The sequence below is a fragment of the Streptomyces sp. NPDC087859 genome (assembly GCF_044742595.1).
GTDB lineage: Bacteria > Actinomycetota > Actinomycetes > Streptomycetales > Streptomycetaceae > Streptomyces > Streptomyces canus_F.
This window is the reverse complement of sequence record NZ_JBIUUU010000006.1, coordinates 374,765-389,098: the sequence shown is the minus strand read 5'-3', so window position 1 is coordinate 389,098 and position 14,334 is coordinate 374,765. Positions and strand designations below refer to the sequence as shown.

General features: G+C 71.9%; 16 protein-coding genes. 11 read left to right on the top strand and 5 right to left on the bottom strand.

Going from position 1 to position 14,334, the window contains the following annotated elements:
* Positions 1–78: 78 nt before the first annotated feature.
* From hisI to lgt, 11 genes are all read left to right on the top strand, one after another.
* The gene (gene hisI / locus ACIOHP_RS17110; RefSeq protein WP_361488385.1) at positions 79–471 is read left to right on the top strand and encodes a phosphoribosyl-AMP cyclohydrolase; all 393 of its coding nucleotides are present in this window, start codon (positions 79–81) and stop codon (positions 469–471) included.
* An 11-nt stretch (positions 472–482) separates the two neighbouring features.
* Positions 483–1,961 carry an anthranilate synthase component I gene (locus tag ACIOHP_RS17105; protein WP_401888206.1) on the top strand — a complete coding sequence of 493 codons (1,479 nt, stop codon included), beginning with the start codon at positions 483–485 and terminating at the stop codon, positions 1,959–1,961.
* A 60-nt stretch (positions 1,962–2,021) separates the two neighbouring features.
* The gene (locus ACIOHP_RS17100; protein WP_361545156.1) at positions 2,022–2,654 is read left to right on the top strand and encodes a TIGR02234 family membrane protein; all 633 of its coding nucleotides are present in this window, start codon (positions 2,022–2,024) and stop codon (positions 2,652–2,654) included.
* A gap of 160 nt (positions 2,655–2,814) precedes the next feature.
* Positions 2,815–3,051: an HGxxPAAW family protein gene (locus ACIOHP_RS17095; RefSeq protein WP_046261892.1), complete on the top strand. Its 237-nt coding sequence runs from the start codon at positions 2,815–2,817 to the stop codon at positions 3,049–3,051.
* Between the two features lie 83 nt (positions 3,052–3,134).
* On the top strand, positions 3,135–3,575 hold the full coding sequence (locus ACIOHP_RS17090) for a DUF2752 domain-containing protein (protein ID WP_401888202.1): 441 nt from the start codon (positions 3,135–3,137) through the stop codon (positions 3,573–3,575).
* Positions 3,576–3,713: 138 nt separating this feature from the next.
* Positions 3,714–4,523 (top strand): indole-3-glycerol phosphate synthase TrpC, encoded by an 810-nt coding sequence (trpC, locus tag ACIOHP_RS17085; protein ID WP_266828420.1) that lies wholly within the window; start codon positions 3,714–3,716, stop codon positions 4,521–4,523.
* 21 nt (positions 4,524–4,544) lie between these two features.
* Positions 4,545–4,760, top strand: a complete 216-nt coding sequence (gene trpM, locus ACIOHP_RS17080; protein ID WP_401888200.1) for a tryptophan biosynthesis modulator TrpM — start codon at positions 4,545–4,547, stop codon at positions 4,758–4,760.
* Positions 4,761–4,820: 60 nt separating this feature from the next.
* Positions 4,821–6,104, top strand: a complete 1,284-nt coding sequence (trpB, locus tag ACIOHP_RS17075; protein WP_361545146.1) for a tryptophan synthase subunit beta — start codon at positions 4,821–4,823, stop codon at positions 6,102–6,104.
* A complete protein-coding gene (gene trpA, locus ACIOHP_RS17070) occupies positions 6,101–6,919 on the top strand; it encodes a tryptophan synthase subunit alpha (RefSeq protein WP_401888197.1) in 819 nt (272 codons plus the stop codon). Before trpB ends, trpA begins: the two co-directional genes overlap by 4 nt.
* A 109-nt stretch (positions 6,920–7,028) precedes the next feature.
* Complete coding sequence (locus ACIOHP_RS17065; protein WP_401888195.1) at positions 7,029–7,808, top strand: DsbA family protein; 780 nt, start codon at positions 7,029–7,031, stop codon at positions 7,806–7,808.
* Positions 7,809–7,891: 83 nt separating this feature from the next.
* The gene (gene lgt / locus ACIOHP_RS17060; protein ID WP_401888192.1) at positions 7,892–8,839 is read left to right on the top strand and encodes a prolipoprotein diacylglyceryl transferase; all 948 of its coding nucleotides are present in this window, start codon (positions 7,892–7,894) and stop codon (positions 8,837–8,839) included.
* Positions 8,840–8,902: 63 nt separating this feature from the next.
* On the opposite strand, the gene ACIOHP_RS17055 is transcribed toward lgt, so the two are convergent.
* The 5 genes from ACIOHP_RS17055 to ACIOHP_RS17035 are packed head-to-tail and all read right to left on the bottom strand — an operon-like array spanning position 8,903 to position 14,331.
* The gene (locus ACIOHP_RS17055) at positions 8,903–9,727 is read right to left on the bottom strand and encodes an HpcH/HpaI aldolase/citrate lyase family protein (protein ID WP_401888190.1); all 825 of its coding nucleotides are present in this window, start codon (positions 9,725–9,727) and stop codon (positions 8,903–8,905) included.
* On the bottom strand, positions 9,724–10,926 hold the full coding sequence (locus tag ACIOHP_RS17050) for a CaiB/BaiF CoA transferase family protein (protein WP_401888187.1): 1,203 nt from the start codon (positions 10,924–10,926) through the stop codon (positions 9,724–9,726). Before ACIOHP_RS17050 ends, ACIOHP_RS17055 begins: the two co-directional genes overlap by 4 nt.
* Positions 10,923–11,816 (bottom strand): ribokinase, encoded by an 894-nt coding sequence (gene rbsK / locus ACIOHP_RS17045; RefSeq protein WP_401888185.1) that lies wholly within the window; start codon positions 11,814–11,816, stop codon positions 10,923–10,925. The genes ACIOHP_RS17050 and rbsK overlap by 4 nt, the downstream gene beginning before the upstream one ends.
* Positions 11,813–13,177 (bottom strand): ADP-ribosylglycohydrolase family protein, encoded by a 1,365-nt coding sequence (locus ACIOHP_RS17040; RefSeq protein WP_401888182.1) that lies wholly within the window; start codon positions 13,175–13,177, stop codon positions 11,813–11,815. Before ACIOHP_RS17040 ends, rbsK begins: the two co-directional genes overlap by 4 nt.
* Positions 13,165–14,331: an ADP-ribosylglycohydrolase family protein gene (locus tag ACIOHP_RS17035; protein WP_401888179.1), complete on the bottom strand. Its 1,167-nt coding sequence runs from the start codon at positions 14,329–14,331 to the stop codon at positions 13,165–13,167. Before ACIOHP_RS17035 ends, ACIOHP_RS17040 begins: the two co-directional genes overlap by 13 nt.
* Positions 14,332–14,334: the final 3 nt, after the last annotated feature.

Below are 14,334 nucleotides of genomic sequence, written 5' to 3'. Positions count from 1 at the left end.
CAGCCTACGACCGCGGATCGGGTCCGCACAGTGGACACCGCGCCAGTCCTGTCGGTGGCGCGCGGCACAATGGCAAACATGACCAGCACGCCCCCTCCCAGTCGCCTCGACCCCGAGATCGCCGACCGCCTCAAGCGCGCCGCCGACGGGCTCGTCCCCGCCATCGCCCAGCAGTACGACACCGGTGAGGTGCTGATGCTCGGCTGGATGGACGACGAGGCACTGCACCGCACGCTGACCACCGGCCGCTGCACGTACTGGTCGCGCAGCCGCCAGGAGTACTGGGTCAAGGGCGACACCTCAGGCCACTTCCAGTGGGTCAAGTCGGTCGCGCTCGACTGCGACGCCGACACCGTGCTGGTCAAGGTCGACCAGGTCGGCGCCGCCTGCCACACCGGCGCGCGCACCTGCTTCGACGTCGACGTGCTGCTCAAGGACGCCGATTCCGGCGTGTCCGCCTCGGATCAGTAAGGTCAGCCGCCATGGACCTCGAGACCTTCCGCAAGTTCGCCACCGACCGGCGCGTCATCCCGGTCACGCGCAAGCTCCTCGCCGACGGCGACACGCCGGTCGCCCTCTACCGCAAGCTCGCCGCCGAGCGCCCCGGCACCTTCCTGCTGGAGTCCGCGGAGAACGGCCGCTCCTGGTCCCGCTACTCGTTCGTGGGCGTGCGCTCCGCCGCGACCCTCACATCGAGGGACGGCCAGGCCCACTGGCTCGGCGCCCCGCCCGTCGGCGTCCCCGTCGACGGCGACCCCCTCGCCGCCCTGCGCGCCACCATCGAGGCCCTGCACACCCCCCACCAGGAGGGCATGCCGCCCTTCACCGGCGGCATGGTCGGCTACCTCGGCTACGACATCGTGCGCCGACTGGAGAAGATCGGCCCCGGCGAGCGCGACGACCTGGGGCTGCCCGAGCTGACCATGCTCCTCACCAGCGACCTCGCGGTGATGGACCACTGGGAGGGCTCGGTCCTGCTGATCGCCAACGCGATCAACCACAACGACCTCGACACCGGCGTCGACGAGGCCTACACGGACGCGGTGGCCCGCCTGGACGCCATGCAGGCGGACCTGTCCCGCCCGGTGGCCCAGCCGCCCGCCGTCCTCCCGCCCTCCGAGGTCCCCGAGTACACCGCGCTGTGGGGCGGCGAGGACTTCCGCGAGGCCGTCGAGGACATCAAGGAGCGCATCCGCGCGGGCGAGGCCTTCCAGGTCGTCCCCTCGCAGCGCTTCGAAACACCCTGCACGGCAAGCGCGTTGGACGTGTACCGGGTCCTGAGGGCCACCAACCCCTCCCCGTACATGTACCTGTTCCGCTTCGACGGCTTCGACGTCGTCGGCTCGTCCCCCGAAGCCCTCGTGAAGGTCGAGGACGGACGGGCCATGGTCCACCCCATCGCCGGCACCCGGTGGCGCGGGGCCACCCCGCAGGAGGACCAGGCCCTCGCCGACGAACTGCTCGCCGACCCCAAGGAGCGCGCCGAGCACCTGATGCTGGTCGACCTGGGCCGCAACGACCTGGGGCGCGTCTGCGAGCCGGGCTCCGTGGAGGTCGTGGACTTCATGTCCATCGAGCGGTACTCGCACGTGATGCACATCGTCTCGACGGTGACCGGAAAGGTCGCCCCGGGCCGCACCGCCTTCGACGTCCTGACGGCATGCTTCCCGGCGGGCACCCTCTCCGGCGCCCCCAAGCCGCGCGCGATGCAGATCATCGACGAACTCGAACCGTCCCGGCGCGGGCTGTACGGCGGCTGCGTCGGCTACCTCGACTTCGCGGGCGACTCCGACACGGCCATCGCCATCCGCACGGCCCTCCTCCGCGACGGCACGGCCTACGTCCAGGCGGGCGCCGGAATCGTCGCCGACTCCGACCCGGTCGCCGAGGACCAGGAGTGCCGGAACAAGGCCGCCGCGGTGCTGCGCGCGGTGCACACGGCGAACCGACTCGGGCAATAGGGCGCTTCTCATACGAACCCCGGGTGACACTTCGCCCGGGGTTCGGGCGATAGTGGAGCAGTGACTGCTGTTCCTCCCCCCCGTTCCGAGGCCGCCGGACCCGCCAGGGCCGGCCGGCTCAGCCTCGCCGTAGCCCTACTCTCCGGCGCGCTCGGCGCGGCCGTGGCGCTGCTCGCGACCCGTCAGCAGTGGTCGGAGGGCACCGCGACCGTCGCCGGCGGCGACTTCCCGCTGACCGCCAAGGGCAGCGACGTCACGGGCGTGCCCGCGGCCCTCGCCATAGTGGGCCTCGCCGCGCTCGTCGCCGTCTTCGCCGTCCGCAAGGCCGGCCGTTTCGCGGTCGCCGCGCTGCTCGCGCTCTCCGGCGCCGGGATCATCGCGGCGGCGCTCCTCGGTGTCGACGACGCGTCCGCGCTCGATGAGCAGGCCGCGAAGGCCTCCGGCGACGCGTCCGCGACGGTCGCCGCGCTCAGCCATACCGCCTGGCCGTATGTCGCCGCTGCCGGCGGGGCGTTGATTCTGCTGGCCGGGCTGCTCGCGCTGCGGTACGGGCGGCTGTGGCCCGCGATGTCCGGCCGGTACGAGCGCAGTGGTGCGCCGCGTCCGGTTCGTCGGCCGAAGGCGGCCGACCCTGACCGGCCCGAGGAGATGTGGAAGGCCCTGGACCGAGGAGAAGACCCCACAGGGGCGTAACGGGGTCGACTCCCGGCTGTGCGCCGGTGAGGGCCGGCCGCGCAGTTCCCCGCGCCCCTCAGGTTGGTTGGACCACCCCCGATCACTTTGCACGCGTGCGTGCGGAACAATGGTCCTGAGCGTCCGGCTCAGACACGTTTACAGCAACGAGGAGCAAGTCATGGCGGGCAGCAGCCACGGTCACACCCCGGCCGCCTGGACCGGTGTCACTATCGCCTTCATCGGTTTCTGCGTGGCGGGCGCCTTCATGGTGCTGGCCGAGCCGCTGGGATTCTGGGCGGGCATGGTGATCGTGGTCGCCGGCGGCATCATCGGCTGGATCATGAGCGCCATGGGTCTGGGCATGCCGAAGGATGCGCACAAGGCGCTCGTGACCTCGGCGCAGACCGAGAGCTGATCGCCGTACGGCAGTCACGTACGACTTCCCGAGGGGCGGCCCCGTGCCGCCCCTCACGCGTGTCCGGGCCCGGGCGAGGCACAATGCAAGGCGTGAACGCCGACAGCCACAGGGTGACGTCGTACGCGGCGAGGGCGGGACGGCTGGCCGTGCCCGCGGGGATCCTCGCGGCCGTCGCGGGGGCATTCGCGTACGTCGCCGCCGTGGATCCCAACGAGCCGGGCCACTACCCCGTCTGTCCGCTGCTGCGCCTGACGGGCCTGTACTGCCCCGGCTGCGGGGGACTGCGCAGCGCGCACGCGTTCGTCCACGGGGACCTCCTGACCGCGCTCCAGGCCAACGCGCCCGCCGTGCTCGGCTATCTGGGCTTCGCCGTGCTGTGGACCGTCTGGGTGGTCCGTGCCGCGCGCGGGCGACCGCTGAGGCTCGATCCGGGGCCCGTGCACCTCTGGGCCGTCGGCGCATTGCTGCTGGTCTTCACGGTTGTCCGGAACCTGCCGTTCGGTGGCTGGCTGCACCCTTGATCAATTGGCGAACGTCCAGGTAGTGGGACCGGCGTCAACCGGATGCGAGGCCTACGCCTTCCTCCGGATACCATCGCAGTGACCACCTCTTTTCTCTGGTCGCTGGAACTGTCAACCGTCTGGAAGGGGGCCGCTCGCGTGAGTGTGCTCGACGAGATCATCGACGGAGTCCGTGCCGACCTCGCGGAGCGGCAGGCGCGCGTCAGCCTCGACGAGCTCAAGGAGCGCGCGGCGAAGGCTCCCGCGGCCAAGGACGGCGTGGCCGCACTGCGCGGCGACGGCGTCAAGGTCATCTGCGAGGTCAAGCGCTCCAGCCCCTCCAAGGGCGCGCTGGCCGCGATCGCCGACCCGGCCGGGCTCGCCGCGGACTACGAGGCGGGCGGCGCGGCCGTCATCTCCGTCCTCACCGAACAGCGCCGCTTCGGCGGCTCGCTGGCCGACCTCGAGGCCGTCCGCGCGCGCGTGGACATCCCGGTCCTGCGCAAGGACTTCATCGTCACGTCGTACCAGCTGTGGGAGGCCCGCGCGTACGGCGCCGACCTCGCCCTGCTGATCGTGGCGGCCCTCGACCAGCCCGCCCTGGAGTCCCTCATCGAGCGCGCGGTGTCCATCGGACTCACCCCGATCGTCGAGGTCCACGACGAGGACGAGGTCGAGCGCGCGGTGGACGCCGGCGCCAAGGTCATCGGCGTCAACGCCCGCAACCTCAAGACCCTCGAGGTCGACCGCGGCACCTTCGAGCGCGTCGCCCCCGAGATCCCGGACCACATCGTCAAGATCGCCGAGTCCGGCGTCCGCGGCCCCCACGACCTCATCGCCTACGCCAACGCCGGCGCCGACGCGGTCCTGGTCGGCGAGTCCCTGGTCACCGGCAAGGACCCGAAGTCCGCGGTCTCCGACCTGGTCGCGGCGGGCGAGCACCCGGCCCTGCGGCACGGGCGCAGTTGATCTTTCGATAGGCTTGCCCCGATGACGATCACCATGACACCCACGGACAGGTACGCCCGCCTCGCGCGCGGCTGCCGCCCCCGTGGCTGCCGCGCGCCCGCACGCAGGGTGCACGGCAGGCGTGTGCGCTACGTCATCGGGGACGAACCCGGGCAGGTGAACGGCATGCGATGGCAGCGCCCCGTCAGGGGCGCGGGGAACTGCGCGACCAGCCACAACGGTCCCGCAGTCGACTGACCATCCCTGCCCCCACGGCGATCAGTGCTGTTCACACACCACTCACCGTGAGGTTCACTCATGCCCAGCGAGTTCTTCATCCCCGACCCCGAGGGTCAGGTCCCCAGCGCCGAAGGCTACTTCGGCGCGTTCGGCGGCAAGTTCATCCCGGAGGCCCTCGTCGCCGCCGTGGACGAGGTCGCCGTCGAGTACGACAAGGCCAAGCACGACCCCGAGTTCGCCCGCGAGCTCGACGACCTGCTGCTCAACTACACGGGCCGCCCGTCGTCGCTCACCGAGGTCCCCCGTTTCGCCGCCGAAGCGGGTGGCGCACGGATCTTCCTGAAGCGCGAAGACCTCAACCACACCGGCTCGCACAAGATCAACAACGTGCTCGGCCAGGCCCTGCTCACCAAGCGCATGGGCAAGACCCGTGTCATCGCCGAGACCGGCGCCGGTCAGCACGGCGTGGCGACGGCGACGGCCTGCGCCCTGTTCGGCCTCGAGTGCACGATCTACATGGGGGAGATCGACACCCAGCGCCAGGCCCTCAACGTGGCCCGGATGCGCATGCTCGGCGCCGAGGTCATCGCCGTGAAGTCGGGATCGCGCACCCTCAAGGACGCGATCAACGAGGCGTTCCGCGACTGGGTCGCCAACGTCGACCGCACGCACTACCTCTTCGGCACGGTCGCGGGACCGCACCCCTTCCCGGCCATGGTCCGAGACTTCCACCGGGTCATCGGCGTCGAGGCCCGCCGGCAGATCCTGGAGCGGGCCGGCCGGCTCCCCGACGCGGCCGTCGCCTGCGTCGGCGGCGGCTCCAACGCCATCGGTCTCTTCCACGCCTTCATCCCGGACGCGGACGTACGCCTCATCGGCTGCGAGCCCGCCGGGCACGGCGTGGAGACCGGCGAGCACGCGGCGACCCTGACCGAGGGCGAGCCCGGCATCCTGCACGGTTCGCGCTCCTACGTCCTGCAGGACGAGGAGGGCCAGATCACCGAGCCGTACTCGATCTCGGCCGGTCTGGACTACCCGGGCATCGGACCCGAGCACTCCTACCTCAAGGACAGCGGCCGCGGCGAGTACCGCGCGGTCACCGACGACGCGGCCATGCAGGCCCTGCGCCTGCTGTCGCGCACCGAGGGCATCATCCCGGCCATCGAGAGCGCCCACGCGCTGGCCGGCGCCCTGGAGGTCGGCAGGGAGCTGGGCAAGGACGGGCTGATCATCGTCAACCTGTCCGGCCGCGGCGACAAGGACATGGACACGGCCGCGCGCTACTTCGGCCTGTACGACACCGACGCCGAGGTCGCGGCCAACGCCGCCGACACCGCCGAGATCGAGGGGGACGCCAAGTGAGCGGGAACATCCAGCTGCTGACCGACACCCTCGCCGGTGCCAAGGCCGAGGGCCGCTCCGCCCTCATCGCCTACCTCCCGGCCGGGTTCCCGACCGTGGACGGCGGCATCGAGGCGATCAAGGCCGCCTTCGACGGCGGTGCCGATGTCGTCGAGGTGGGTCTGCCGCACAGCGACCCCGTCCTCGACGGCCCGGTCATCCAGACCGCCGACGACATCGCCCTGCGCGGCGGCGTCAAGATCGCCGACGTCATGCGGACGGTGCGCGAGGCCCACGAGGCGACCGGGAAGCCGGTGCTCGTGATGACGTATTGGAACCCGATCGACCGCTACGGCGTCGAGCGCTTCACCGCCGAGCTCGCCGAGGCGGGTGGGGCCGGGTGCATCCTGCCCGACCTGCCCGTGCAGGAGTCGGCGCTGTGGAGGGAGCACGCGCAGAAGCACGGGCTCGCCACGGTCTTCGTGGTCGCGCCCAGCAGCAAGGACGCGCGGCTCGCCGAGATCACCGCGGCGGGCAGCGGGTTCGTGTACGCCGCCTCGCTCATGGGTGTCACCGGCACCCGTGCGTCGGTGGGCGCGCAGGCGCAGGAGCTGGTCGAGCGCACCCGTGCCACCGGCAGCGGCCTGGCCGTCTGTGTCGGGCTCGGGGTCTCCGACGCCGCGCAGGCCGCCGAGGTGGCCGGCTTCGCGGACGGGGTGATCGTCGGCTCGGCGTTCGTGAAGCGGATGCTGGACGCGCCGGACGACAAGGCCGGCGTCGAGGCCGTCCGCGAGCTCGCCGGTGAGCTGGCGAAGGGCGTGCGCGGGCAGGCGTAGAACCGCTCGTGGATCCCGGCCGTGGTCGGGACATTTCGTACGGGTCACTCGAACGGGTGGACCTGGGACCGGGGAGGCGCGGTGCGCCTCCCCGGTTCGTTCTGCGGGTGTGAGCGAGAAGAACCGTGAGGGAAAGCGCACCGCCCGCGAGCGGCTGGCGGTCGAGCGAGAGAAGCAGAAGACCGCGGAGAAGCGACGGCGGACGCTGATCGTGGGTGCGAGCGTGGTCTGTGTCCTGGGCCTCGCGGCGGTGATCGGAGTGGTCGCCGCCAACGCGGGCAAGGACGACACCGGCGACTCCGCGGACGGCCCGGTCGTGGCGCCCTCGGGGGCCAACGGCGACGACAACCTCGCCATCCCGGTCGGGAAGGCGAACGCCAAGTCCACGCTCACGATCTGGGAGGACTTCCGCTGCCCGGCCTGCAAGTCCTTCGAGGACGCCTACCGCTCGACGATCCATGAGCTGACGGGCTCCGGCGAGCTGAAGGTGCAGTACCACCTCGCGACGATCATCGACGGCAACATGGGCGGCTCCGGCTCCCGCAAGGCGGCCAACGCGGCGGCCTGCGCCCAGGACGCGGGCAAGTTCACCGCCTACCACGACGTGCTGTACGAGAACCAGCCGCAGGAGACCGACGACGCCTTCGCCAAGGACAGCAAGCTCATCGAGCTGGCGAAGAAGGTCGACGGCCTGGACACGACCACGTTCCGTACCTGTGTCGAGGACGGCACCCACAACACCTGGGTCGACAAGTCCGCGGCGGCCTTCCGCAACGGCGGATTCTCCGGCACCCCGACCGTCCTCCTCGACGGCAAGAACATCTATCAGGACCAGACCATGACCCCGGCGAAGCTGAAGAAGCAGGTGCTGGAGGCGAACAAGGGGTAAGAGCCTTCCGACCCTCCCGTTATGGACCCGTAGCCGGGCTGCCTGCCGTGGGCGGTGCCCGGCACGGTAGCGTCGGACCTGCCATGGAACTTGCCTACATTCCCAGCCCGTCGCACGGGGTTTACCACCTCGGCCCCATTCCGCTGCGCGGCTATGCGTTCTGCATCATCATCGGCGTCTTCGTCGCAGTCTGGCTCGGCAACAAGCGCTGGATCGCCCGGGGCGGGCGGGTCGGCACGGTGGCCGACATTTCCGTCTGGGCCGTGCCGTTCGGTCTGCTCGGCGGCCGGCTCTACCACGTGATCACGGACTACGAGCTGTACTTCAGCGAGGGCCGTGACTGGGTGGACGCCTTCAAGATCTGGGAGGGCGGTCTCGGCATCTGGGGCGCGATCGCGCTCGGTGCCCTGGGCGCCTGGATCGGCTGCCGCCGCCGGGGCATCCCGCTGCCGGCCTACGCCGACGCCATCGCCCCCGGCATCGCCCTCGCCCAGGCGATCGGCCGCTGGGGCAACTGGTTCAACCAGGAGCTGTACGGGCGGGAGACGGACCTCCCGTGGGCCCTGCACATCACGTCCTCGACGGACGGCCGGGTGCCGGGCTACTACCACCCGACCTTCCTGTACGAGTCCCTGTGGTGCATCGGCGTCGCCGTCCTCGTGATCTGGGCCGACCGCCGCTTCAAGCTCGGGCACGGGCGGGCGTTCGCGCTGTACGTCGCCTCGTACTGCGTGGGCCGGTTCTGGATCGAGTACCTCCGCGTCGACGACGCCCACCACATCCTGGGCCTGCGCCTGAACAACTGGACCGCGCTGGTCGTGTTCCTGCTCGCGGTGGTCTACATCGTGGTGTCGGCGAACAAGCGGCCGGGCCGGGAAGAGGTCGTGGAACCCGAGGCCGACGGTTCCGACGGAGGGACCGCGGCTGAGGAGAAGGCCGAGGACGCCGACTCCGCCGAGGCCGCGGAAGAGGCGAACGACGACGTCAAGGACGACGCCAAGGACGAGGCGGAGTCCGCGAAGAAGACCTGAGAATCCGTCGTACGACGATGAGGGGCGCCCTGGATCCAGGGCGCCCCTCATCGTCGTACGGGATCAGATCCGGTGGGCCAGGGACAGGGTGCGTTGTGCCGTCGCCACCACCGCCGCGTCGATGAACCGGCCGTCGGGCAAAGCCTGGGCTCCCCGTTCCACCGCTGCCGCCTTCACGATCGTTTCCGCCTGTTCGATCTCCCATGCCGTGGGGAGGTAGGCCCGTTCGATCACCGGGAGCTGGCGGGGGTGGATGGCGGCCCGGCCCAGGAAACCCAGGGTGCGGCCGTGGGCGCAGGAGGCGGCCAGGCCCTCCAGGTCGCGGATGTCGGGGTGGACCGACTGGGGCGGGGGAGGGAGGGACGCCGCTCTGGCCGCCACGATCACTCGGGAGCGGGACCAGTCGAGGCCGGGGTCGTCCCGTACGCCCAGGTCGGCCCGTAGGTCCGTCTCGCCCAGGGCGATGCCGCGCAGCGACGGGTGGGCGGCGGCGATGTCGTAGGCGCGCTCCACACCGAGCGCTGTTTCGAGGAGGGCGTACAGGGCGAGGGCGCCTTCGGCGGTGGGGGCCGTGTGTGCGGCGATGCGGGTGATCTGCTCCGCGGAGGTCACCTTGGGCAGACGCAGGCCGGCCAGGCCGGGGAGGGCGGCCAGGGCTTTCAGGTCGGCGGCCGCGAGGGGACCGTCCAGGGCGTTGACCCGGACGTGGACGGGCTGCGGTTGCGGCTCGGCGAGGAGTTCCGCGGTGGCGTCACGGGCGTAGTCCTTGCGGTCGGGGGCCACCGCGTCCTCGAGGTCGATCACCACGACGTCGGCGCCGGCTGTCAGGGCCTTCGCCACCACCGGGGGACGGTCGCCCGGGACGTACAGCCAGGTGAGCGGTGTCATACCGCGCCCTCCTCGCGCAGCCTAGCCAACTCGCCCTCGGTCAGACCCAGTTCCGCCAGGACCTCCTGGGTGTCCGCGCCGTGCGGGCGGCCCGTCCAGCGGATCGCGCCGGGGGTGTCGGAGAGGCGGAAGAGGACGTTCTGCATACGGAGGGGGCCCAGGTCGGGGTCGGCGACCGTGGTGATGGTGTCCAGGGCCTCGTACTGGGGGTCCGTCATCACGTCCCGGACGTCCTGGATCGGGGCCACCGCCGCGTCCGCCTTCTCGAAGGCCGCCAGGACCTCCGTGCGGGTGCGTTCGGCGATCCAGGTGCCGACCGCCTCGTCGAGGACGTCGGCGTGGCGGGCCCGGTCGGCGCCCGTGGCGAACCACGGCTCGGTGATCAGGTCCTCGCGGCCCACCAGACGCAGCACGCGTTCCGCGACCGACTGGGCCGAGGTGGAGACGGCGACCCAGCTGCCGTCCGCGGTGCGGTAGGTGTTGCGCGGGGCGTTGTTGGCGGAGCGGTTGCCGGAGCGTTCCTGGACGTAGCCCAGCTGGTCGTACCAGGTCGGCTGCGGGCCCAGGGCCATGAGGATCGGCTCGATGATCGCCATGTCCACGACCTGGCCCTCGCCCGTGCGGTCGCGCGCGGCGAGCGCTGTCATCACCGCGTACGCCGTCGCGAGGCCCGCGATGGAGTCGGCGAGGCCGAAGGGCGGGAGCGTCGGGGGCGCGTCCGGTTCGCCGGTGATCGCGGCGAAGCCGCTCATCGCCTCGGCGAGGGTGCCGAAGCCGGGGCGGTGGGCGTAGGGGCCGAACTGACCGAAGGCGGTCACGCGGGTGAGGATCAGACGGGGGTTGGCCGCGGAGAGTTCGTCCCAGCCCAGGTCCCATTTCTCCAGGGTGCCGGGGCGGAAGTTCTCGATGACGACGTCCGCGGTCGCGGCGAGGCGCAGGAGGGTCGCCCGGCCGCCCGGCCTGGAGAGGTCCAGGGTGATCGTGCGCTTGTTGCGGCCGAGGACTTTCCACCACAGGCCGATGCCGTCCTTCGACGGGCCGTGGCCACGCGAGGGGTCGGGCTTGGAGGGGTGCTCGACCTTGATGACCTCCGCGCCGAAGTCGCTGAGCATCGTGGCGGCGCCGGGGCCGGCGAAGAGGGTGGCGAGGTCGAGGACGCGGAGGCCGGTGAGGGGGGCGGTGCCCCGCGGGACCTTCATGCCGTGCACTGCTTGTCGATCTCGGGGCGGTACGGCATCGACACCGAGGCACCCGCCCGCTGGACCGAGATGGCCGCCGCCGCGGCCGCCCACTTCAGGGCCTCGCGCATGGGCCGGCCCTCGCCGAGCGCCACCGCGAGGGCGCCGGCGAAGGTGTCGCCCGCGCCGGTCGAGTCCACGGCGGCGACCTGGGGAGCGGGGACGGTGAGGGGCTCGGCGTAGCGGGACACGTAGAGGCTGCCCGCGGAGCCCAGGGTGACGACCACCTCCGGTACCTCGTCGAGGAGGGCGATGGCCGCGGCGTGCGGGTCGGTGCGGCCGGTGAGGGTGGACGCCTCGTGCTCGTTGGGGATCAACAGGTCGGTGGCGGCGAGGAGTTCGATGGGCAGGGGCTGGGCGGGAGCCGGGGTGAGGATGGTGCGGACACGGTGGGCGCGGGCGGCCTCGGCGCCCGCGATGGCCGCCGCCAGGGGGATCTCCAGTTGGAGGAGCAGGGCGTCGGCGCTGGCGATGAGGCCGTCGTCGCCCGGGGCGAGGTGGTCGACCGTGCCGTTCGCGGCGGGGATCACGACGATCGCGTTGCCGCCCTCGTCGTCGACGACGATGTGGGCGGTGCCGGACGGGCCCTCGACGGTGCGGAGGTGGTCGGTGTCGACGCCGGAGTGTTCGAGGGTGGAGCGCAGCTGGGTGCCGTAGGCGTCGTTGCCGACGGCGCCGATCATCGAGACGGTGGCGCCCGCGCGGGCCGCGGCGATCGCCTGGTTGGCGCCCTTGCCGCCGGGGATCGTGCGGAACTCCCGTCCCGTCACGGTCTCTCCGCGCTGCGGGGCCTTCGCGACGTAGGCGACGAGGTCCATGTTCGTGCTGCCGAGTACGGCGATGTGCGTCATGGGCGGGAAGCCTCCAGGCGGGTGAGGTGGGCGAGGGTGTCGAAGCCGGTGCCGTCGAAGTCGGCGACCGAGGTGGCGAGGCGGTTCTTGAGGGGGGTGGTCCAGCGGTCGGGGAGACGCTCGGGGGAGCCGGTGAGGAGGCCGGCGATGCTGCCCGCGGTGGCGCCGTTGGAGTCGGTGTCCCAACCGCCGCTCACCGCCCGGCAGATGGAGCCGGTGAAGTCGCCGTCGGCGTGGGTGAGGGCGGCGGCGATGAGAGCGGTGTTGGGAATGGCGTGGACCCAGTGGTGGGTGTCGGCGTAGGTGGCGTGGAGTTCGTCCACGACCTCGTCGAAGTCGTCGGTGTGCCGGGCCAGCCGGATCGCGTGGTGGACGGCACGGGAGAGGCGGGAGGCCGGGGGGATCACGGTCAGGCCGGTGCGCAGGCAGGCGTGGATGTCGTGGCTGCCGGTGGTCGCGGTGGCGATCGTGGCCGACGTGAACATCGCCGCGTAGACGCCGTTGGCGGTGTGGGTGAGGGTGGCGTCCCGGTGGGCCTGTTCCGCCGCGGACGCCGGGTCGCCGGGGTTGGTCCAGCCGTGGACGTCGGCTCGGATCAGGGCGCCGATCCATTCGCGGAAGGGGTTGCGGTGGCGGGCCGTGTGCGGGGGGTTCAGGCCGAGGAGGAGGTTGCGGTAGGCGATGCGTTCGGCGGTGAAGGTGCGGCCGGCGGGGAGTTCGTCCAGCCAGAGGCCGGCCACGTCCGTGGGGGTGAAGTCCCTGCCGTGGCGCTGGAGCAGGAGGAGGTTGAGGAGGGGGTAGTTGAGGTCGTCGTCCTCGGGCATGCCGTCGATGTTCTCGGCGAGCGAGGTGAGGGCCGAGCGGCGGTTCCAGGGGTGGGCTCGCAGGAGGTCGGAGGGGACTCCCCGGGCGGTGAAGTAGGTGTTCAGGGGCCAGTTGCCGGTGGACCCGGCCAGGTCGCGGATGGCTTCCAGGGGGAGCTTCTCGACGGGTTTGCCCAGCAGGCATCCGATGGCCCGGCCCAGCCAGGCCGCTTCGTAGCGGGAGCAGGGAACGAGGGGTACGGCGCCGGTGCCGGACGGCCAGTCGGGGCACAGTCGTCTGATCTTCGCCAGGTCCGTCGGTTCGTGGTCCTCCAGCCTGCTCGGCAGATCCGCGAGTTCGTCCAGCAGGTCCTTGGCCAGTTGCCGGAGATACCGGGACGGGGGCTGTGGGGAGGCGCCCGCCCGCAGCGGGGCCTGGTCGCCGCCCGCCGCCTTCCAACGCGCCGCGATCACCGAGGCCTCGCGGCCGTCCAGTGCCGCCTGGCGGAGTTCGTGGCCCAGGAGGTCCTCGGGCTGGACCCAGGTCAGTCGGAGCATCTCGGGCCTTCGATCTCGCTGAAGGCGGACTCGTGGGCGCGACGGCGGCGTACGTCCCGTTCGAAGATCTCCCGGGTCACCGCGGTGAGCGTGGTCGCCGGGTCCCAGAGGTCCAGGCGGCTGGCGTCAGCGACCTGCTTCGCCCAGTCGTCCGGGGGCGGTGAGCCGAGGGCGCCCGCGATCGCGCCCGCCATCGTCGCGGTCGAGTCGCAGTCACGGCCGTAGTTCACCGCGCCCAGGACCGCGTGCCGGTAGTCGCCGCCGGCCACCAGCAACATGCCGAGCGCGACGGGGAGTTCCTCGATCGCGTGGAGGCGGGAGGGGCGGCGGGCGCCGAGGGAGGGGGCGCGGTAGTCGGGGCCCACCGTGTCGTACGGCGCGACCGCCTCTCTGAGCGGCTTCAGGGCCGACTCGACGTCCGTGTGGTCCTGGGCCGCCTCGCAGACCTTCAGGATCGCCGTCCGGGTGCCGTCCTTCGCCAGGGACAGGCAGGCGGTCACGACCGACTCCGGGGTCGCGTCCGGGGCGCAGGCCGCCGCCACCGCCGCCGCGAAGACGCCCGCCGCCTCACGGCCGTACGACGACTGGTGGGCGCCCGCGATGTCCAGGGCCTCGGCGTAGGCGGCCCGTGGGTCGGCCGCGTTGACCAGGCCGACCGGGGCCATGTACATCGCGGCCCCGCAGTTGACGATGTTGCCCACGCCCGCCTCGCGGGGGTCGACGTGGCCGTAGTGGAGGCGGGTCACCAGCCACTTCTCCGCCAGGAAGACCCGGTGGAGGGGGAGAGCCTCCTGTTCGAGCTCCGGGATCCAGCGCGGGACGGTCATGAGGTCCGGGACGAGGTGGTCCGCGATCGCGTACGCGTCCAGGTGGTCGCGGACCTTGGCGTAGACCCTGACCAGGGCGTGCGTCATCAAGGTGTCGTCGGTGACGTGGCCGTCGCCCTTGTGGTACGGGGCGATCGGGCGGGCGGTGCGCCAGTCGTCGCCGCTCCAGGGACCGACGATGCCGTGGACGCGGCCGGCGTGACGTTCGAGGATCTGGTCGGGGGAGTAGCCCTCCACCGGGCCGCCCAGGGCGTCGCCGACGGCCGCGCCCACGAGGGCGCCGGTGATCCGGTCCTCGAGGCTGGTTTCTGATTCTTTGGGCGTCATGCC

Excerpts from the sequence above, each read along its gene's own strand:
- hisI (WP_361488385.1), top strand. The coding sequence starts at position 79 with ATGACCAGCACGCCCCCTCCCAGTCGCCTCGACCCCGAGATCGCCGAC.
- ACIOHP_RS17105 (WP_401888206.1), top strand. The coding sequence starts at position 483 with ATGGACCTCGAGACCTTCCGCAAGTTCGCCACCGACCGGCGCGTCATC.
- ACIOHP_RS17095 (WP_046261892.1), top strand. The coding sequence starts at position 2,815 with ATGGCGGGCAGCAGCCACGGTCACACCCCGGCCGCCTGGACCGGTGTC.
- ACIOHP_RS17090 (WP_401888202.1), top strand. The coding sequence starts at position 3,135 with ATGCAAGGCGTGAACGCCGACAGCCACAGGGTGACGTCGTACGCGGCG.
- trpM (WP_401888200.1), top strand. The coding sequence starts at position 4,545 with ATGACGATCACCATGACACCCACGGACAGGTACGCCCGCCTCGCGCGC.
- trpB (WP_361545146.1), top strand. The coding sequence starts at position 4,821 with ATGCCCAGCGAGTTCTTCATCCCCGACCCCGAGGGTCAGGTCCCCAGC.
- lgt (WP_401888192.1), top strand. The coding sequence starts at position 7,892 with ATGGAACTTGCCTACATTCCCAGCCCGTCGCACGGGGTTTACCACCTC.
- ACIOHP_RS17055 (WP_401888190.1), bottom strand. The coding sequence starts at position 9,727 with ATGACACCGCTCACCTGGCTGTACGTCCCGGGCGACCGTCCCCCGGTG.
- ACIOHP_RS17050 (WP_401888187.1), bottom strand. The coding sequence starts at position 10,926 with ATGAAGGTCCCGCGGGGCACCGCCCCCCTCACCGGCCTCCGCGTCCTC.
- rbsK (WP_401888185.1), bottom strand. The coding sequence starts at position 11,816 with ATGACGCACATCGCCGTACTCGGCAGCACGAACATGGACCTCGTCGCC.
- ACIOHP_RS17040 (WP_401888182.1), bottom strand. The coding sequence starts at position 13,177 with ATGCTCCGACTGACCTGGGTCCAGCCCGAGGACCTCCTGGGCCACGAA.
- ACIOHP_RS17035 (WP_401888179.1), bottom strand. The coding sequence starts at position 14,331 with ATGACGCCCAAAGAATCAGAAACCAGCCTCGAGGACCGGATCACCGGC.